The organism is Streptomyces sp. NPDC127038, from assembly GCF_042725875.1.
In the GTDB taxonomy this organism is placed as follows: Bacteria; Actinomycetota; Actinomycetes; order Streptomycetales; family Streptomycetaceae; genus Streptomyces.
This window is the reverse complement of record NZ_JBHXDQ010000034.1, coordinates 73,045-92,255: the sequence shown is the minus strand read 5'-3', so window position 1 is coordinate 92,255 and position 19,211 is coordinate 73,045. Positions and strand designations below refer to the sequence as shown.

17 protein-coding genes are annotated in these 19,211 nt (G+C 71.9%); 12 read left to right on the top strand and 5 right to left on the bottom strand.

Going from position 1 to position 19,211, the window contains the following annotated elements:
- Positions 1-172: 172 nt before the first annotated feature.
- The gene (locus tag ACFWI4_RS23275; RefSeq protein ID WP_387199306.1) at positions 173-1,216 is read left to right on the top strand and encodes a zinc-dependent alcohol dehydrogenase family protein; all 1,044 of its coding nucleotides are present in this window, start codon (positions 173-175) and stop codon (positions 1,214-1,216) included.
- Between the two features lie 62 nt (positions 1,217-1,278).
- Here ACFWI4_RS23275 and ACFWI4_RS23270 read toward each other — a convergent pair whose 3' ends face one another.
- Positions 1,279-1,479, bottom strand: coding sequence for a helix-turn-helix transcriptional regulator (locus tag ACFWI4_RS23270; RefSeq protein ID WP_385408064.1), 201 nt, complete (start codon positions 1,477-1,479; stop codon positions 1,279-1,281).
- A 271-nt stretch (positions 1,480-1,750) separates the two neighbouring features.
- The gene (locus ACFWI4_RS23265) at positions 1,751-2,716 is read right to left on the bottom strand and encodes a sugar phosphate isomerase/epimerase family protein (protein WP_387199302.1); all 966 of its coding nucleotides are present in this window, start codon (positions 2,714-2,716) and stop codon (positions 1,751-1,753) included.
- 130 nt (positions 2,717-2,846) lie between these two features.
- Here ACFWI4_RS23265 and iolC point away from each other — a divergent pair, with 130 nt between their 5' ends.
- The 6 genes from iolC (at position 2,847) to ACFWI4_RS23235 (ending at position 10,800) form a co-directional block, all read left to right on the top strand.
- The gene (gene iolC / locus ACFWI4_RS23260) at positions 2,847-3,797 is read left to right on the top strand and encodes a 5-dehydro-2-deoxygluconokinase (RefSeq protein WP_387199299.1); all 951 of its coding nucleotides are present in this window, start codon (positions 2,847-2,849) and stop codon (positions 3,795-3,797) included.
- The gene (locus tag ACFWI4_RS23255) at positions 3,794-4,735 is read left to right on the top strand and encodes a deoxyribose-phosphate aldolase (protein ID WP_387199296.1); all 942 of its coding nucleotides are present in this window, start codon (positions 3,794-3,796) and stop codon (positions 4,733-4,735) included. Before iolC ends, ACFWI4_RS23255 begins: the two co-directional genes overlap by 4 nt.
- Positions 4,736-4,742: 7 nt before the next feature.
- A complete protein-coding gene (gene iolB / locus ACFWI4_RS23250) occupies positions 4,743-5,585 on the top strand; it encodes a 5-deoxy-glucuronate isomerase (protein ID WP_387199293.1) in 843 nt (280 codons plus the stop codon).
- The gene (gene iolD / locus ACFWI4_RS23245; RefSeq protein ID WP_387199290.1) at positions 5,582-7,498 is read left to right on the top strand and encodes a 3D-(3,5/4)-trihydroxycyclohexane-1,2-dione acylhydrolase (decyclizing); all 1,917 of its coding nucleotides are present in this window, start codon (positions 5,582-5,584) and stop codon (positions 7,496-7,498) included. The genes iolB and iolD overlap by 4 nt, the downstream gene beginning before the upstream one ends.
- A gap of 14 nt (positions 7,499-7,512) precedes the next feature.
- The gene (mmsA, locus tag ACFWI4_RS23240; RefSeq protein WP_385408079.1) at positions 7,513-9,015 is read left to right on the top strand and encodes a CoA-acylating methylmalonate-semialdehyde dehydrogenase; all 1,503 of its coding nucleotides are present in this window, start codon (positions 7,513-7,515) and stop codon (positions 9,013-9,015) included.
- Between the two features lie 375 nt (positions 9,016-9,390).
- A complete protein-coding gene (locus ACFWI4_RS23235; protein WP_387199286.1) occupies positions 9,391-10,800 on the top strand; it encodes an APC family permease in 1,410 nt (469 codons plus the stop codon).
- A 54-nt stretch (positions 10,801-10,854) separates the two neighbouring features.
- On the opposite strand, the gene ACFWI4_RS23230 is transcribed toward ACFWI4_RS23235, so the two are convergent.
- A complete protein-coding gene (locus ACFWI4_RS23230) occupies positions 10,855-11,265 on the bottom strand; it encodes a GNAT family N-acetyltransferase (protein WP_387199283.1) in 411 nt (136 codons plus the stop codon).
- A gap of 115 nt (positions 11,266-11,380) precedes the next feature.
- On the opposite strand from ACFWI4_RS23230, the gene ACFWI4_RS23225 reads away from it, so the two are divergent.
- From ACFWI4_RS23225 to ACFWI4_RS23215, 3 genes are all read left to right on the top strand, one after another.
- Complete coding sequence (locus ACFWI4_RS23225; protein ID WP_387199280.1) at positions 11,381-14,065, top strand: alpha/beta fold hydrolase; 2,685 nt, start codon at positions 11,381-11,383, stop codon at positions 14,063-14,065.
- Positions 14,062-14,925, top strand: coding sequence for an ABC transporter permease (locus ACFWI4_RS23220; protein ID WP_387199277.1), 864 nt, complete (start codon positions 14,062-14,064; stop codon positions 14,923-14,925). Before ACFWI4_RS23225 ends, ACFWI4_RS23220 begins: the two co-directional genes overlap by 4 nt.
- A gap of 206 nt (positions 14,926-15,131) precedes the next feature.
- A complete protein-coding gene (locus ACFWI4_RS23215) occupies positions 15,132-16,733 on the top strand; it encodes a von Willebrand factor type A domain-containing protein (RefSeq protein ID WP_387199274.1) in 1,602 nt (533 codons plus the stop codon).
- A 160-nt stretch (positions 16,734-16,893) separates the two neighbouring features.
- Here the strand turns inward: ACFWI4_RS23215 and ACFWI4_RS23210 are convergent, their stop codons facing one another.
- Together ACFWI4_RS23210 and ACFWI4_RS23205 are read right to left on the bottom strand one after the other, a co-directional pair.
- Positions 16,894-17,301, bottom strand: coding sequence for a rodlin (locus ACFWI4_RS23210; RefSeq protein ID WP_387199271.1), 408 nt, complete (start codon positions 17,299-17,301; stop codon positions 16,894-16,896).
- Positions 17,302-17,502: 201 nt separating this feature from the next.
- Complete coding sequence (locus tag ACFWI4_RS23205) at positions 17,503-17,913, bottom strand: rodlin (protein ID WP_385406792.1); 411 nt, start codon at positions 17,911-17,913, stop codon at positions 17,503-17,505.
- Between the two features lie 250 nt (positions 17,914-18,163).
- On the opposite strand from ACFWI4_RS23205, the gene ACFWI4_RS23200 reads away from it, so the two are divergent.
- Both ACFWI4_RS23200 and ACFWI4_RS23195 read left to right on the top strand, forming a co-directional pair.
- On the top strand, positions 18,164-18,574 hold the full coding sequence (locus tag ACFWI4_RS23200) for a rodlin (RefSeq protein WP_387199267.1): 411 nt from the start codon (positions 18,164-18,166) through the stop codon (positions 18,572-18,574).
- A 333-nt stretch (positions 18,575-18,907) separates the two neighbouring features.
- A complete protein-coding gene (locus ACFWI4_RS23195; protein ID WP_385406787.1) occupies positions 18,908-19,165 on the top strand; it encodes a chaplin in 258 nt (85 codons plus the stop codon).
- Positions 19,166-19,211: the final 46 nt, after the last annotated feature.

Here is a 19,211-nt window from a genome sequence, read left to right as displayed (position 1 = left end):
CGATGGCCGTCGCCACCGACGCCCACACCTCACCCAACGGCGACGGCCTGATGCACCGGCACGGCCCCGACCCACCCACCGGACCGACCCCGCGACGCCGACCCCGACGCCGGTACACCCCACCCTCTAGCGTGTGCCCGGAAGCTGATCTCCGAGTGGAGGGCGGGAGCCGATGCGGGCAGTGGTGTTCGAGCGGTACGGGGAGCCGGCCGGGGTACGGGAGGTGGCGGACCCGGAACCCGCGGAGCACGGAGTGGTGGTGCGGGTCGAGGCCACAGGGCTGTGCCGGAGCGACTGGCACGGCTGGATGGGCCACGACCCCGACATCACGCTGCCCCACGTACCCGGCCATGAACTCGCCGGAGTGATCGAGGCGGTGGGCCCCCGGGTGACCGGCCACCGCCCCGGCGACCGGGTCACCGTCCCGTTCGTCTGCGCCTGCGGAAGCTGCCCCGCCTGCGCGGCCGGCGACCAGCAGGTGTGCGAGCGGCAGACCCAGCCGGGCTTCACCCACTGGGGCTCCTTCGCCCAGTACGTGGCGCTCGACCACGCCGACGTGAACCTGATCCCGCTGGCGCCGGAGCTGTCCTTCGCGACGGCGGCCTCCCTGGGCTGCCGGTTCGCCACGGCGTTCCGTGCGGTCGTCACCCAGGGAAGAGCGGCCCCGGGGGAGTGGGTCGCGGTGCACGGCTGCGGCGGGGTCGGCCTCTCCGCCGTGATGATCGCGGCGGCCTGCGGAGCGCGGGTCGTGGCCGTGGACGTGTCCCCGGCGGCGCTCGATCTGGCCCGTGGGTTCGGGGCGGCGGCGTGCGTCGACGCCTCGGAGGTGGCGGACCCGGCCGAGGCGGTCCGTGAACTGACGGGCGGCGGCGCACAGTTGTCGCTCGACGCCCTCGGATCCCCCGGCACCTGCGCGGCCTCGGTCAACGGGCTGCGCCGTCGCGGCCGGCACGTCCAGGTCGGCCTGCTGCCCTCCCCGACCGGCGTCACCCCGGTCCCGATGGCCCGGGTGATCGCCCTCGAACTCGAACTCCTCGGCAGCCACGGGATGGCGGCCCACGCCTACCCGCCCCTGCTGGAACTGGTCCGCTCCGGAGTGCTGCGCCCCGATCTCCTCGTGACCTCCTCCATCACGCTGGACGCCGCTCCGGCCGCGCTGGCCGCGATGGGGTCGGCTCCGGGGGCGGGGGTGACCGTCATCGAGCCGTGGGCGTGAGGGAGGGGACCGGGTCCGGCCCGGGGACGCGGCACGAAGGGGTGCCGCGTCCCCCGGCCGCGTCATCCGTCCTTGCGGCCCCTGTTCCCCGGCCGGGAGGCGACCCAGGCGCGGACGGTGTCGGCGTACCAGTAGGGCTTCCCTGACTCGACGTGGTCGGGCGGCGGCAGCAGCCCGTGCTTGCGGTAGGAGCGGACGGTGTCCGGCTGCACCTTGATGTGAGCGGCGATCTCCTTGTACGACCAGAGTCCGCGGTCGGTCATGAGTGGTACCTCCCCGCGCGCACCGCGGCGGCGGCCTGGGACGGTCGTCGGGGGAGCCGGGCGCTGCGCTGGTGATCACAAAGCCTGTGCCCGGAGAACGACGCGGTGTGAGCGCCGGGCCCCGACTGTCGACCGGGCGTGACGCAAGACCCGCGTATACGGGACATGTGTGACACCACGGAGGTTTTTGTGACACGAGTGACGCACAGAACCTGACCGACCCTCAGCCCCGAACCACCCAGCCCCGAACCGCCCCAGCCCCCGGGGCGCCTCAGGCCCCGCAGGACCTCAGGAACGCCCGGGTGCGGCGGGCGATCGGCAGCGGCTTGTCCGGCGGGCACGGGTACATGTCCTGCTCGACGATCGCGAAGAGCTCGACGCCGAGGTCCTGCGCGGCGGCGAGGACGGGCTCCAACGCCGGTACTCCGGAGGGCGGTTCGCACATCACGCCGCGGCCGACGGCGGGCCCGAACGGCAGGTCCTCGGCCCGTACCCCGGCCAGCACCTCGGGGTCCACCTGCTTGAGGTGGAGGTAGCCGATGCGCTCTCCGTACGTCTCGATGAGCTTGACGCTGTCGCCGCCGCAGTAGGCGTAGTGCCCAGTGTCCAGGCAGAGCGACACCAGCGAGGAGTCGGTCGCGTCGAGGAAGCGGGTGACGTTCTCCTCGCTGTCGATGTGCGTGTCGGCGTGCGGATGGACGACGACCCGCAGCCCGTAGCGCTCACGCACCTCGTGGGCGAGCCGCTCGGTCTGGGAGGCCAGATCGCGCCACTGGGCCGGCGTCAGCACGCTGTCCTCCAGCACCGCGCCGGTCTTGTCGTCCCGCCAGAAGGCCGGGATGACCACGAGATGTCCGGCGCCCGTCGCCCGGGCCAGCTCGGCGATGTCCGAGACGTGCGCCCAGGTGGACTCCCACACGTCGGGGCCCCGGTGCAGTCCGGTGAAGACCGTGCCCGCCGAGACCTTGAGCCCGCGCCGGCCGGTCTCCTCCAGGAGCACGTCGGGATCGGTGGGCAGATAGCCGTACGGGCCGAGCTCGATCCACTCGTAGCCGGATCCGGAGACCTCGTCGAGGAACCGCTGCCAGGGGACCTGCCGGGGATCGTCGGGGAACCAGACGCCCCAGGAATCGGGAGCCGAACCGATCCGGATGCGCGACAGTGAGGGGGGAGGCGACGACTTCGGAGAGGGTTCCGGGGACGGCTGCGGCGATGACTGCGGCTGCGACGACGTCATGGGCGCCAGCTTCCGGCGGCTCCCCGGAGGTGTCAAGCCCTGGTCCGAATGTCTGGACAAAACGTTGACAGGCTCCCCGTGCGGGACTACACCTGGGGGCAGCCGCAGGGACCGCGCCGAAGGGAACGCGATGGCGTACGAGCTGATCACCATGGGGCGGATCGGTGTGGACCTCTACCCGTTGCAGACGGGGGTCCCGCTGTCCCGGGTGACGTCCTTCGGCAAGTTCCTCGGCGGCTCGGCGACCAACGTCGCGGTGGCGGCCGCGCGGCTCGGCCGGCGTACGGCGGTCATCACCCGAACGGGTGCCGATCCCTTCGGAACCTATCTGCACGAGGCGCTGCGCGAGTTCGGCGTCGACGACCGCTGGGTCACCGCGGTCCCGGGACTGCCGACCCCGGTCACCTTCTGCGAGATCTTCCCGCCCGACGACTTCCCGCTGTACTTCTACCGGCAGCCCAAGGCCCCGGACCTGGAGATCGACGCGGGCGAACTCGACCTCGACGCCCTGCGCGGGGCCGGCGTCTTCTGGATGACCGGCACGGGACTGAGCGCGGAACCCAGCCGGACGGCCACCCTGACCGCCCTGGCCCACCGCGCCCGCTCCGGCCCGACGGTCTTCGACCTCGACTGGCGCCCCATGTTCTGGCGGGACCCGGCCTCCGCGCACCCCTTCTACGCCGAGGCCCTGCGCCACGCCACCGTGGCCGTCGGCAACCTCGACGAGGTCGAGATCGCCACCGGGGAACGCGAGCCGCACGCGGCCGCCGCGGCCCTCCTCGAAGCGGGACCCGAACTCGCCGTGGTGAAACAGGGTCCCAAGGGAGTCCTCGCCGTCCATCGCGACGGCACCACCGCCGAGGTCCCGCCCCTCCCCGTCGAGGTCCTCAACGGCCTCGGCGCGGGCGACGCGTTCGGCGGCTCCCTCTGTCACGGACTGCTGGCCGGCTGGGACCTGGAGAAGACCATGCGCCACGCGAACGCGGCCGGCGCCATCGTCGCCTCGCGGCTGGAGTGCTCCTCCGCGATGCCCACCCCGTACGAGATCGAGCGGGCCCTCGCCGCCGGAGCGGTGCGATGAGGGCGGGCCACGTCGGCGGCGCCCGCCCCGAACAGGGCGGCGACGCGCGCGCCCTCCCCGCTGTCGACGTCTCCGCCCTCGCCCGCACGCGGGCCCGGACACCCGAGGCGATCGCCGAGGCCGCCTCCCGGCGGGTCCGGCGACCGCTGCTCCAGGGCTCCGGGCGGCTGATGATCGTCGCCGCCGACCACCCGGCCCGCGGCATGCTGGCCGTCGGCGACCGGAGGCTGGCCATGGCGGACCGCGCCGGCCTGCTGGAACGCCTGTGCGTCGCGCTCTCCCGCCCCGGCGTCGACGGCGTGCTCGCCACCGCCGACATACTCGACGACCTGCTGCTGCTCGGCGTGCTCGACGGCAAGGTGGTCATCGGGTCGATGAACCGCGGCGGACTCGCGGGCTCCGCCTTCGAACTGGACGACCGGTTCACCGGCCACCGCCCGAAGGACATCGAACGGCTCGGCTTCGACGCCGGGAAACTGCTCCTGCGCATCGACTACGACGACCCCGGATCGCTGCGCACCCTGGAGTCCGCCGCCCGCGTGATCGACGACATGGCCGAACGCCGGCTTCCGGTCTTCGTCGAACCGTTCCTCTGCCGTCGCCGGGACGACGGCACGCTGCGCAACGATCTGAGTGCCGAGGCCGTCACCAAGTCCCTCGCCGTCGCGGGCGGTCTGGGCGGCAGTTCGGCGTACACCTGGCTCAAGGTCCCCGTCACCGAGAACCCCGACGACATGGCCCGTGTCATGGAGGCGTCCACGCTGCCCGCCGTCCTGCTCGGCGGCGATGTCGGCGAGGACCAGGAGGGTGCGTACGAGAAATGGCGCGGGGCGCTCCAACTCCCCACCGTGCAGGGTCTGGTGGTGGGCCGTTCGCTGCTGTACCCCGCGGACGGCGATGTCGCCGCGGCCGTGGACACCGCCGTAGGACTCCTGTGAGGGCCGCATGAGACGTCCGGACAACGGGCTGCACGTGCCCAGAGGCACCGCATCCGACGCCCACTACGCCCTCGACATCGACCCCGAACGGGCCGGCTGGACCCACAGCAGCCTGCGCGTCGTGGAGCTGGCACCCGGCGGCACCCACACGTTCACCACCGGGGACAGTGAATGGATCGTGCTCCCGCTCGGCGGCGGCTGCACGGTGCGCACCAAGGACGGAATGGAAGAGGAGGAGTTCCAACTCCTGGGCAGGAGGAGCGTGTTCGACGGAGTCACCGACTTCGCGTACGTTCCCCGTGAGGCCCGGGCCCAGATCGCCTCCGGCGCGGGAGGCCGCTTCGCCCTGGCAGGAGCGAAGTGCGAGCGCCGACTCCCCGCCCGCTACGGCCCCGCGCCGGAGGTACCCGTCGAGGCCCGCGGCAGCGGCAACTGCGCCCGCCAGGTGCGCAACTTCGCCGCCGCGGACGTCTTCGACTGCGACCGGCTCATCGCCGTCGAGGTCGTCACGCCCGGCGGCAACTGGTCCTCGTACCCGCCGCACAAGCACGACGAACACCTGCCGGGCGTCGAGTCCCGGCTGGAGGAGATCTACTACTTCGAGATCGACGGACCGAACGGCTTCGGCTACCAGCGCGTCTCCCCCTCCCGCGAGGGCGGTGCCGACCTCCTCGCCGAGGTCCGCAGCGGCGACGCCGTCCTCGTCCCCGACGGGTGGCACGGCCCCTCCATCGCCCAGCCCGGTCACCCCATGTACTACCTGAACGTCATGGCGGGGCCCGGGGGCGACAGGGAGTGGCGGATCCGCTTCCACCCGGAGCACACGACGAGCACAGGGGGATACCGATGACCTCGACGACCCGGCTGACGGTCGCCCAGGCGCTGGTGCGGTTCCTGGCCGCGCAGTACACCGAACGGGACGGCGCCCGGCGTCGGCTGATCGGCGCCATGTGGGGCATCTTCGGCCACGGGAACGTCGCGGGCATCGGCCAGGCGCTCGTCGAGCAGGCCGCCGCGCCCGGCGGGGGGACACCGTCCGCACCTCCCGTGATGCCGTTCCACCAGGGGCGCAACGAACAGGCCATGGTGCACGCGGCCGTCGGCTACGCCCGGCAGTGCGGCCGGCTCTCCACGCACGCCGTGACCACCTCCATCGGGCCCGGCGCCACCAACCTCGTCACCGGCGCCGCGCTCGCCACCGTCAACCATCTGCCGGTGCTGCTCCTGCCCGGCGACGTCTTCGCGGCCCGCCCCGTCGACCCGGTGCTCCAGCAGCTGGAGGTCCCCTTCGCCGGGGACGTGTCGGTGAACGACTGTCTGCGCCCGGTGTCGAGGTACTTCGACAGGATCACCCGCCCCGAGGCCCTGATCCCGGCCGCCCTCCAGGCGATGCGCGTGCTCACCGACCCCCTCGACACCGGCGCCGTCACGCTCGCGCTGCCCCAGGACGTGCAGGCGGAGGCGTACGACTGGCCCGAGGAGTTCTTCGCCGAGCGGATCTGGCGGGTACGGCGCCAGCCGGCCGACGCCGGAGAGCTGGCCCGCGCCGTCGAGGCGGTCCGCGCGGCCCGGCGCCCGCTGATCGTCGCGGGCGGCGGGGTGCACCACAGCCGTGCCGAGGAGGCCCTCGCCGAGCTCGCCTCGGCCACCGGCATCCCCGTCGCCTCCACCCAGGCCGGCAAGGGCTCGCTGCGCTGGGACCACCCGCAGGACGTCGGCGGCATCGGCCACACCGGCACGGCGACCGCCGACGGACTCGCCCGTACCGCGGACCTGGTGATCGGCGTCGGCACCCGCTACACCGACTTCACCACCGCCTCGGGCACGCTGTTCGCGGCTCCGGACGTCCGCTTCCTCAATCTCAACATCGCTCCCCACGACGGCCACAAGCTCGCCGGCACCCCGCTGATCGCCGACGCGCGCACCGGTCTGCGGGCGCTCACCGAGGCGCTGCTCGCCGGTCGGCACCGGGCGGAGCCCGCGTACGTCACGGAGTACACGGACGGCAAGGAGCGCTGGGAGCACCGGGTCGACGCCGCGTACGAGGCGGAGGACATCGACGTCCCTCCCACGCAGCCGCAGGTACTCGGCGCCCTCGACGACCTGGTCACCGAGGACGACATCCTGATCAACGCGGCCGGCTCGCTCCCCGGCGACCTGCACAAACTGTGGCGGGCACGGTCGCGGGACCAGTACCACGTCGAGTACGGCTACTCCTGCATGGGCTACGAGATCCCGGCCGCGATCGGGGTGCGGATGGCGGCGCCGGACCGGCCCGTCTGGGCGCTGGTGGGCGACGGCACGTATCTGATGATGCCGACCGAGATCGTCACCGCCGTCCAGGAGGGCGTCGCGATCAAGGTGATCGTCCTCCAGAACCACGGCTACGCCTCGATCGGCGGGCTCTCGGAGTCGGTGGGCGGAGAGCGCTTCGGCACGGCGTACCGCCGTCTGGCCGCGGACCGTACCTACACGGGGGTGCCGCTGCCGGTGGATCTGGCGGCCAACGCGGCCAGTCTGGGCATGCGTGTCCTGCGTGCGGGGACCGTGCGTGACCTGCGGGCGGCCCTGGCCGAGGCGCGTGAGGCGGACACTCCCACTTGTGTCTACGTGGAGACCGAAACGGCAGACACAGTGTCGGGCGCGCCCCCGGCCCAGGCCTGGTGGGATGTACCCGTGGCCGAGACCGCGACCCGAGCGTCGGCGGTCAAGGCCCGCGAGGAGTACGACCGGCACGTCGCCGCCCGACGACGCCATCTGTGAAGGAGTAATTGGCCATGACGAAGACCGTCGACCACTGGATCGGTGGCAAGTCCGTCGAAGGTGCGTCGGGTACGTACGGGCCGGTCACCGACCCGGCGACCGGTGCCGTGACCACGAGGGTCGCGTTCGCGAGCGTCGAGGAGGTCGACGCCGCGGTGGCCGCCGCGAAGGACGCGTACGCCACCTGGGGGACGTCGTCGCTGGCCAAGCGCACCACGATCCTGTTCAAGTTCCGCGCGCTGCTCGACGCCCACCGCGACGAGATCGCCGCGCTGATCACCGCCGAGCACGGCAAGGTGCACTCGGACGCGCTCGGCGAGGTCGCCCGCGGTCTGGAGATCGTCGAGCTGGCCTGCGGGATCACCACCCAGCTCAAGGGCGAGCTGTCGACCGAGGTGGCCTCGCGGGTCGACGTGTCCTCGATCCGCCAGTCGCTGGGTGTCGTCGCGGGCATCACGCCGTTCAACTTCCCGGCGATGGTCCCGATGTGGATGTTCCCCATCGCCATCGCCTGCGGCAACACCTTCGTCCTCAAGCCCTCGGAGAAGGACCCGTCGGCGGCCATGAAGCTCGCCGAGCTGCTGGCCGAGGCCGGTCTGCCCGACGGTGTCTTCAACGTCGTGCACGGTGACAAGGTGGCCGTCGACCGGCTCCTGGAGCACCCGGACGTCAAGGCGGTGTCCTTCGTCGGCTCGACGCCGATCGCCCGGTACATCCACACCACCGCCGCCGCGAACCACAAGCGGGTCCAGGCCCTGGGCGGTGCCAAGAACCACATGCTGGTCCTGCCGGACGCCGACCTGGACGCCGCGGCCGACGCCGCCGTCTCGGCCGCGTACGGTTCGGCCGGCGAGCGCTGCATGGCGATCTCCGCGGTCGTGGCGGTCGGCGCGGTCGGCGACGAGCTGGTGGAGAAGATCCGCGAGCGCGCCGAGAAGATCAAGATCGGTCCCGGCAACGACCCGGCCTCCGAGATGGGCCCGCTCATCACGGCCGTCCACCGCGACAAGGTGGCCTCCTACGTGAAGGGCGCCGCCGACCAGGGCTGCGAGGTCGTCCTCGACGGCACGGGCTACACGGTCGAGGGCTACGAGGACGGCCACTGGATCGGCCTCTCGCTCCTGGACCGGGTGCCGGTGACGGCGGACGCGTACAAGGACGAGATCTTCGGCCCGGTGCTGTGCGTGCTGCGCGTGGATACCTACGAGGAGGGCGTGGCGCTGATCAACGCGTCGCCCTTCGGCAACGGCACCGCGATCTTCACCCGTGACGGCGGCGCGGCCCGGCGCTTCCAGCTGGAGATCGAGGCGGGCATGGTCGGCGTGAACGTGCCGATCCCGGTGCCGGTGGGCTACCACTCCTTCGGCGGCTGGAAGGACTCCCTCTTCGGGGACCACCACATCTACGGCAACGACGGCACGCACTTCTACACCCGCGGCAAGGTCGTCACCACCCGCTGGCCGGACCCGTCCGAGGCCCCCGCGGGCGTCGACCTGGGCTTCCCGCGCAACCACTGACACCCGCCCGAACCACCTCGTCAAGCCGTCCGCATAGCGGACGGCTTGACGTTTTTTTGACGCCCTCGCAACGATTCCCGTTCTTGGGGACCAACCGGGTGACGTAGGTCATCTCCTGGTATTCCCTTTGAAAGCAAGGTCGAGATGCGTAAGGCCATGACGATTGCAACATAGTGAGTTTGATACCTGCGAAATCAATGTGATGTGCGTCGCTCCGGTCTTGCGGATTCCGTAGGTAAACGGCTATTGACGCAACGGTTTCCGTCAAGGTTCCATCAGCGCGGGAGCGGATGAGAACGAAGAACGACGCGAGCCGCCGGAGGCGATATCGCTCCCGCCCGAACCTCAGATGTACGAGTTGATCGGAACCGCTTCATGACCGACACGCTCCGCCCCGTCGAGACCGCCGTCCTGGACGCCGCCCCAACGGCGACCGGGAACCCGAAGACGCTCAAGCGTTCCATCGGTGTCGTCGGCGGCACCCTGCTGACGTTGTCCTGCGTGACACCGGCCTCGACGCTGTTCGTGGTCATCCCCGATCTCTTCGGCTCGCTCGGCACCGCGACCGCCCTCACGATCGCGATCGGCTCGCTGCTCTGCATCGCCGTGGCGTTCTGCTACTCGGAACTGGGCACCCTCATCCCCAGCGCCGGCGGCGAGTACGCCATGGTCTCCACGATGGCCGGACGGCTCGCGGGCTGGCTCGTCTTCGTGATGTCGCTGCTGGTGGTGATGATCGTCCCGCCGGTCATCGCCATCGGCACCGCCGACTACCTCGCCCCCGTGGTGCACCTCGATCCGGCGATGACCGGCGCGGGCGTGATGCTCCTGGCCACCGTCGCCGGTCTGCTCGACCTGCGCGCCAACGCCTGGATCACCGGCATCTTCCTGGTCCTGGAGGTCATCGCCGCCGGCGTCGTGGCCCTGCTGGGCTTCACCCACGCCCACCGCGGCCTCGGCAGCCTCACCTCGATGCAGGTCGCCGGGACCGGCGCGCACACCGACCCCGTGACGGCCATGCTCGTCATCTCCGGACTGGCCATCGCCCTCTTCGCCACCCAGGGCTTCTCGACCGCCGTCTACCTCTCCGAGGAGCTGGAGAACCCGCGCCGCAACGTCGCCCGCACGGTGCTGGCCACCCTCGCCATCTCCACCGTCGTCATCCTGGTCCCGGTCGTCGCCATCACCATGGGCGCCTCCGACATCAAGGAACTCACCGGCGGCGACATCAGCAGCATGGTCACGGCCTGGTCCAACTCCGCCGTCGGCACCTTCGTCAGCCTCTGCGTCGCCCTCGCGATCATCAACGCGGGCATCGTGATGGTCATCCAGAACTCGCGGGTCCTGTTCGCCTCCGCCCGTGACAAGGCGTGGCCCGAGCCGGTCAACAACGGCCTGTCCAAGCTCGGCCGCTTCGGCTCCCCCTGGGTCGCCACCCTGCTGGTCGGCGTCCCCGGCGCCGCCCTCTGCTTCGTCAACCTCGACACCCTGTACGGCGTCACGGGCGTGTCGGTGACCGCCATGTACCTGCTGGTCGCCGTCGCCGCCCTGCTCGCCCGCCGCGGCCACCACCGCCACACCCCCGCCTGGCGGATGCCGCTGTGGCCCGCGATGCCGATCCTGCTGATCGTCGTCCTCGCCTACGTCCTCACCCAGCAGGACACGAAGTACCTGCTGTGGACCGGCGGCATCACCGCCGTCGCCACCCTGTACTGGGCCTTCTACCTGCGCCCCCGCCGCGACACCCGCTGGCTGGTGTCGATCCCCGAGGACGCGCAGGCCTGACCGGAGCGGTCCGCCCGGCGGACCCCTCCCGGCCGTCCGCCCCTCGGCGGAGCATCAGCCGAAGTCCCACGTCACCACCGTGCACACCCCGTCGTCCTTGCCACCCGCGCTGCGGTACGTGGCAAGGGCGACGTCGTTCCCGGCGTCCACCCCCACCCACATCCCGTAACAGCCGCGTTCCCGGGCCAGGGCGGCGAGTTCGCGGACCAGCGCCCGCCCGGTGCCCCGCCGCCGGAACGGCTCCGCCACCGCCAGCTCGTACAGGAACATCTCGGTCCCCTTGTCCGGGTGGACCGTCTCGACGCCGCTGACGAACCCGACGGGCACCCCGCCCTCGTGGGCCAGGAACAGATGATGCCCCGGCGTCTCCAGGAACCGCCGGGCCCACTCCGGACGCACCGGGTGGTCGAAGAGGTACTCGGCGGCGGTCAGTTCCCCGACGGTGGCGGCGCGGCGCAGCTCCATGGGGGCTTCGTACCACGGACGCGGTACACGCGGCACCCGCGTACTCCCCGGGGAGGGGCGCCGGTTCACCCCGGGGGCTGCTCCCGTTGTCGGCGCCCACCCGTACCGTTGAGGCATGGATCTTCGACTGCCCCGGCCGCGCGGGCCGCGCCGGGGGCACCTCCCCGCCCGCACGACGGCGCGCGCCCGCGGGCGATGGGCGGCGGCCGCCGCGGCCCTCGTGGTGCTCGCCGGCGCGGGCACCTGGACGTCCTTCGCCTCCGACGACGCGCCCGCCGTGCACCGCAGCGACCGCGTCCTGGCCATGGCCGGCGGAGTACGCCTCGACACCTCGTACTTCACCACCGGCCCGTCCTCGCGGCGCCGCCCCGCCGTCCTGCTCGCGCACGGCTTCGGCGGCAGCAAGGCGGACGTCAGCGGCGAGGCGGAGAAACTCGCCCGCGACGGCTACGCGGTCCTGACCTGGTCGGCCCGCGGCTTCGGCAGGTCCACCGGCAAGATCGGACTCAACGACCCCAAGGGCGAGGTCGCCGACGTCTCCCGGCTCGTCGACTGGCTCGCCCGGCGCCCCGAGGTCCGGCTCGACAAGAGCGGCGACCCCCGGGTCGGCGTGGCGGGCGCCTCCTACGGCGGGGCCATCTCCCTGCTGGCCGCCGCGAACGACCCGCGCGTCGACGCCATCGCCCCCTCGATCACGTACTGGAACCTCGCGGACGCCCTGTTCCCGAACGGCGTGTTCAAGAAGCTCTGGGCGGGCATCTTCATCAACTCCGGCGGCGGCTGCGCCCGCTTCGAGCCCGAACTGTGCGCGATGTACAACCGGGTCGCGGAGTCCGGAAAGCCCGACGCGGCCGCCCGGAACCTGCTCCAGGAACGCAGCCCCTCCGCCGTCGGCGACCGCATCAAGGTCCCCACCCTCATCACCCAGGGCCAGTCCGACTCCCTCTTCCCGCTCGGCCAGGCCGACGCCATGGCCAAGGCGATCAAGGCCAACGGCGCCCCCGTCGACGTCGACTGGATCGCGGGCGGACACGACGGCGGCGACATGGAGAGCGACCGCGTCACGTCCCGGGTCGTCTCCTGGTTCGACCGCTACCTCAAGGACGACAGGAGCGTCGCCACCGGCCCCGCCTTCCGCGTCACCCGCACCGGAGGCGTCGACTCCACCGACGGCGCCGCCCTGCTGCGCGGCGCGAGCTCGGACACCTACCCCGGACTGGACAGCGGCCGCCGCACCGTCGCGCTGAGCGGCCGCGAGCAGAGCTTCCAGAACCCGGCCGGAGCCAGCCCGCCCGCCATCTCCGCCCTGCCGGGACTCGGCGGCGCCGGCGGCCTCGCCCAGCTCTCCACCCTCGGCGTCGGGGTCTCCCTCGACTTCCCCGGCCAGTACGCCCGCTTCGAGTCCGCGCCCCTGCGGGACGACCTGCGGATCACCGGCTCGCCGACCGTCACCGTGCACGTCCGCTCCAGCACCGACGACGCCGTCCTCTTCGGGAAGGTGTACGACGCCGGCCCCGGCGGCACCCAGCAGGTGCTGCCCTCCCAGCTCGTCACCCCGGTCCGCGTCGAGGGCGCGAAGAACGGCAAGGACGTCACCCTCACGCTGCCCGCGATCGACCACGCGGTCCAGAAGGGCCACCGGCTGCGCCTGGTCGTCGCCTCGACCGACCTCGGCTACGCCTCCCCGGCCGCCCCGGCCACGTACACCGTCTCCCTCAAGAGCGCCCTCCAGGTGCCCACGGCCCCGGCCGTGAAGACCGCCGCCGCCCCGCTGCCCTCCTGGGTGTGGTGGCTGCCCCTCGCCGGAGCGCTCGCCGCCCTGGCCCTGGTGCTGACCGGCCGCCGCCGCACCAGCGCCCCGGCACCCGATCCCGCACTGGCCGAGGTCCCCCTCCAGATCACCGGCCTCGCCAAGCGCTACGCCAGGTCCGCCGACCGGTACGCGGTCAAGGACCTGTCGTTCCGCGTGGAGAAGGGCCAGGTCCTCGGCCTGCTCGGGCCGAACGGCGCGGGCAAGACCACCACCCTGCGCATGCTCATGGGCCTCATCACCCCCGACGACGGCGAGATCCACGTCTTCGGCCACGCGATCCGGCCCGGCGCGCCCGTCCTCTCCCGCGTCGGAGCGTTCGTCGAGGGCGCGGGCTTCCTCCCGCACCTGACCGGCCGCGAGAACCTGGAGCTGTACTGGCGGGCCACCGGGCGGCCCCCCGAGGACGCCCACATGGAGGAGGCCCTGGAGATCGCCGGCCTCGGCGACGCCCTCGCCCGCGCGGTGCGCACCTACTCACAGGGCATGCGCCAGCGCCTCGCCATCGCCCAGGCCATGCTCGGCCTCCCCGACCTGCTGATCCTCGACGAACCCACCAACGGCCTCGACCCGCCGCAGATCCGGGAGATGCGCCAGGTGATGATCCGCTACGCGGCCGCCGGCCGCACGGTCATCGTCTCCAGCCATCTCCTCGCCGAGGTCGAGCAGTCCTGCACCCACCTCGTGGTCATGGACCGCGGCCGGCTCGTCCAGGCGGGCCCGGTGGCCGAGATCATCGGCTCCGGCGACACCCTGCTCGTCGGCACCGGGACACCCGTCGAGGCGCCCGTCGTCGAGAAGGTGGACGCACTGCCCGGCGTGCTCTCGGCCGTCGCCACCGAGGACGGACTCCTGGTCCGCCTCGACCCCGGCGGCAGCGCACAACGCCTGGTCGTGGAACTCGTACGCCTCGAAGTGCCGGTGACGTCGGTGGGACCCCACCGCCGTCTGGAAGACGCGTTCCTCACCCTGATCGGAGGCTCCGCATGAGCACCCTCCTGGAGCGGACCGGGACGGCCGACGGGTACCGGGCGCGCCGCACCCTCCCGCTGCGCGTCGAACTCGTCCGCCAGCTGAAGCGCCGCCGCACCCTGGTGATGGGCGCGGTCCTCGCGGCCCTGCCCTTCGTCCTGCTCATCGCGTTCGCGATCGGCGGGCAGCCCGGCGGGCGCAACGACCGGATCACCCTGATGGACACCGCCACCGCCTCGGGCGCCAACTTCGCCGCGGTGAACCTGTTCGTGTCGGCGGGCTTCCTGCTGGTGATCCCGGTCGCCCTGTTCTGCGGCGACACCGTCGCCTCGGAGGCGAGCTGGTCCTCCCTGCGCTATCTGCTGGCGGCGCCCGTGCCCAGAGCGCGGCTGCTGTGGTCCAAGCTCACCGTCGCGCTCGGACTCAGCCTCGCGGCGATGGTCCTGCTGCCGGTCGTCGCACTGGCCGTCGGCACCGCCGCCTACGGCTGGGGTCCCCTGGAGATCCCCACCGGCGGCGTGCTCTCCGCGGGCACCGCGGCCCAGCGCCTCCTCGCCGTGATCGCGTACATCTTCGTGTCCCAACTGGTCACCGCGGGGCTCGCGTTCTGGCTGTCGACGAAGACGGACGCACCGCTCGGCGCGGTCGGCGGCGCGGTCGGCCTCACCATCGTGGGCAACGTCCTGGACGCCGTCACCGCCCTCGGCCACTGGCGCGACTTCCTGCCCGCGCACTGGCAGTTCGCCTGGGCCGACGCCATCCAGCCGACACCCGAGTGGGACGGGATGATCAAGGGCGCCGCGATCTCGGTGACGTACGCGCTCGTCCTGTTCGCCCTGGCCTTCCGGGGCTTCCGGCACAAGGACATCGTGTCGTAGCGGGCGCCCGGACCGGCACGGTCGCCCCGACCGGGCCCGACGGAAACCCCCAGGTCTCCGGAACATCACCCACCGGTCTCGGCGGCCGCCCGCCGTGGCCGCTTCGCAATCCTTCCGCAACGCATCCGAGCGCACGTCACGGCCCCCTCGGCCGTCACAGTCACACAGGTCGGCCCGCACGAGGGCCGCACGCCGAGGGGGTACGGATGGGGATCAAGCACCTGCGGAACGCGGCCGGCGCGGGCCGCCCGCGCGGAGGCACGCGGACGGGAGGCACACGGACGGCGGGACGAGGGAGGACCGCCGCCGCGCTGCTCGCCCTGCCGGTCGCGGGCGCGCTGCTGCTCACCGGATGCGGCGCGGGCGGCAGCTCCACGGACGGCGCCGACAGGTCCGGTGGCCACAACCTCCCCCTGCCGGGCCCCGCCCAGCCGACGGGAGGCTCCGGCCGCAGCGACCGGTCGGACGCCCCCGAGGCCACGCCGTCGCCCGGCCACCTCTCCACCTTCGCCCTCGACGTCGACACCGCCTCGTACGGCTACGCCCGGCGCACCCTCGCGAACGGCCGGATGCCCGACCCCGCGACGATCCGCCCCGAGGAGTTCGTCAACAGCTTCGGCCAGGACTACCCGCGGCCCGACGGCAACGGATTCTCGGTGTCCGTCGACGGCGCCCGCACGGACGACGGACGCTGGTCCCTCGTCCGGGTCGGGCTCGCCACCCGGCCCGCCGACAGTGAGAGCGAACGCCCGCCCGCCGCCCTCACGTTCGTCATCGACATCTCCGGCTCCATGGCCGAACCGGGCCGTCTCGACCTGGCCCGGGAGTCCCTCGACGTGATGACCGACCGGCTGCGCGACGACGACTCGGTCGCCCTGGTCACCTTCAGCGACGAGGCCGAGACCGTGCTGCCGATGACCCGGCTCGGCGGCCACCGCGCCCGCGTCCACCGGGCGATCTCCGGCCTGGAGCCGACCGACTCGACCAACCTCGGCGCGGGCGTGCGGACCGGGTACGCGACCGCCGTCCACGGGCTGCGCGAGGGCGCCACCAACCGGGTCGTGCTGATCTCCGACGGCCTCGCGAACAGCGGCGACACGGACGCGGACACCATCCTCGAACGGATCTCCGCCGCCCGCCGCGAACACGGCATCACCCTCTTCGGCGTGGGGGTCGGCAGCGACTACGGCGACGCCCTCATGGAACGCCTCGCCGACAAGGGCGACGGCCACACCACGTACGTCTCGGACCGCGACGACGCCCTGACCGTGTTCTGCGACCAGCTCCCGCAGAACATCGACCTCACCGCGCGCGACGCCAAGGCACAGGTCGCCTTCGACCCCGGGACGGTCGAGCGGTTCCGGCTGATCGGCTACGACGACCGCAGGGTCGCCGACCGGGACTTCCGTGACGACCGCGTGGACGGCGGCGAGGTCGGCCCCGGCCACACGGTCACCGCCCTCTACGCCGTCCGTGTCCGCCCGGGCGCCTCCGGCCATCTGGCCACCGCGACCGTCCGCTGGCTCGACCCCGTCTCCCGCGCCCCGCACGAGGAGAGCGGCAGCCTGGAGACCGGTGACCTGCGCGACGGCGTGTGGACCTCGCCGAACTCCTTTCAAGTGACCGCCGTGGCCGCCTACTTCGCCGACGACCTGCGCGCGGGCGACGCCCGCTGGGAGTCCCTGCCCGACGCCCCGCCCCTGGCGGAACTCGCCTCGCGGGCCCGGGCGCTGGCCGACGTGACCGAGGACAAGGACGTCTCGGCGCTCGCCACGGCGATCGGCCGGGCCCGCGAACTGGAGCCGTGACGGCGCCCGTTCGCGGGCTCCGACGGAGCGGCCACGACTGACGCGGGCACGGATCGCGCCGACACGGATCGCGCCGACACGTATCGCGCGGGCATGGGAAAGCGGGCACGGAAAAGCGGGCCGCTCGGGGGAGCGGCCCGCTTTCTTGATCCGGAGGCGATCAGCTGCCGACGGCGCCGTTGCCCGACAGGACCGGGATGTTGTCCAGGATGTGGGAGAGCGGCTCGTCGCCCTTGGCCTGGGTGGAGTTCTCGGTGCACTGCTGGTTCTGCGGGGCCGAGAGGATCGGCACGTCCTGGACGGCGATCGGGATGAGGCCGATGAGCGAGCCGGCGTTGACCTTGGCCGGCAGGCCGATGCAGGGCTTGTTCAGCGAGCCCTGGACCAGGGAGAGCTGGGGGCTCATGTCGCCGAACGTGGCCTGGTTGCCGTACTTCTGGACGGCTCCGTTGCCGTTGACGGTGGTGACACCGTCGTCGTTGCCGACGGCCAGGGCCTGGGGCGCGGCGGCAGCCGAGATGCCGGCGATGGAAGCGGCGATGGCCGCGGTCGCCCAGAGCTTCTTCATGTTCGTATTGCCCTTTCGGAGAGCGGACTCCGAGCGGAGTCGCGCCATGATCAACAGTGCTGCGGAAGGTGTGGTTGCGGGGTGTCCCCCGAATGGCCCGGGGAGTCACCCGGGCCTGTGCTCGCCGCCGCTGCCGTCGAGGAAGTGGCAGCGGCAGCGGGCCTCCGGACGAGCCGGCGGCCCGCTGTGCGCGGCGAGGGGTCAGCTGCGGGTGGCGCCGTTGCCCGACAGGACCGGGATGTTGTCCAGGATGTGGGAGAGCGGCTCGTCGCCCTTGGCCTGGGTGGAGTTCTCGGTGCACTGCTGGTTCTGCGGGGCCGACAGGATCGGAACGTCCTGGACCGCGACCGGGATGACACCGATGAGCGAGCCGATGTTGCCCTTGACGGGCAGGCCGATGCACGGCTTGTTCAGGGAACCCTGGATGAGCGCCATCTGCGGGCTCATGTTGCCGTACGTGGCCTGGTTGCCGTAGATCTGCGAAGCGGCGTTGCCGTTGGCGGTGGTGACACCCCCGTCGTTGCCGATGGCCAGCGCCTGAGGCGCGGCGGCGGCCGAGGCTCCGACGACGGAAGCGGCGATCGCCGCAGCAGCCATAACCTTCTTGATCACTTGCTGATCCCTTCTGGAGAAACCCCGTCCACCGGAGCGACCTGGACAACTGAAACCCGGCCGCATAGTTGCTGCGGTTCACCCCAATGGCCCATGTGAACGCGTGAGGCGTAAATCCTCGGGCCATGGGTTCCGTTAATTCGGACGGGGCGGGCAGCCCGATCGGGTGATCTCACGCAACCAATCCCGTCGGGCCCGGTTGTTGTGGGAGCAGGAATGTGTGTCACAGGCAGGAAAGGAACCCGGAGAAATGCTCAAGAAGGCAATGGCCGCGGCGGCTGTCGCGGCTTCCGTCGTCGGTGTCTCGGCGGCGGCCGCCCCGCAGGCGCTGGCCATCGGCAACGACAACGGCGTCACCACGGTGAACGGGAACGGTGCCGAGCAGTCGTACGGTAACGCCCTCACCAAGGGCGACATGAGCCCCCAGCTCTCGGCCGTGCAGGGCTCGCTGAACAAGCTCTGCGTCGGTCTGCCGCTCAAGGCCAACGTCGGATCGCTCCTCGGTGGCGTGCCGATCGCCGTCCAGGACGTGTCGGTCCTGTCGGCCCCGCAGAACCAGCAGTGCGCCGAGAACTCCACCCAGGCCAAGGGTGACGAGCCGCTCTCCCACATCGCGGACAACATCCCGGTCCTGTCCGGGAACGGCGCCGTCGGCAGCTGATCCGCCGCCCGGGGTCCGGGCCGCCCGCCGTGTCCGGGCGGGCGGACCGGGCCCCGGCGCATGTTTCCGTCGTATATATGAATTCCATTTCCGTCGTGTTGACTTTCCCGCTCGGGCTGAAACGCTTCTTCTTCGGAAGGAGCGTTTCTCCTGTTTCCCCGTTTCCGCTGGTGTGGAGCTTTCGTGTCGAATCCGGGCAGGGCGATTCGAGTGAATTCCCCATGGGTGTGCGTTCCGTAGTTTCTTCGGCGGGCTGTCCCTCGTTTACAGCCTGGCAGGTCATGATGCGAGCCGCCCAGAACGCGCTCGCTCGGTTTCGGCCGACAAAGGGGCATGACCGCAGAGAAGGGAAAGCACGTGAAGCTCAAGAAGAGCGCTTCCGTCGTAGTCGGCGCGATCATGGCTCTGGGCATGGCTGCCCCGGCCTTCGCGGACTCGGGTGCGGGGGGCGTCGCCGCCAACTCCCCCGGTGTCCTCTCGGGCAACGTGATCCAGGTCCCGATCCACATCCCGGTCAACGTGTGCGGCAACTCGATCAACGTGATCGCCCTGCTGAACCCGGCGATCGGCAACGGCTGCGCCAACCACTGACGTTCCGGCACTTCAGCCGCCTCCGGCTGTGCCACGGCCGGCCTTG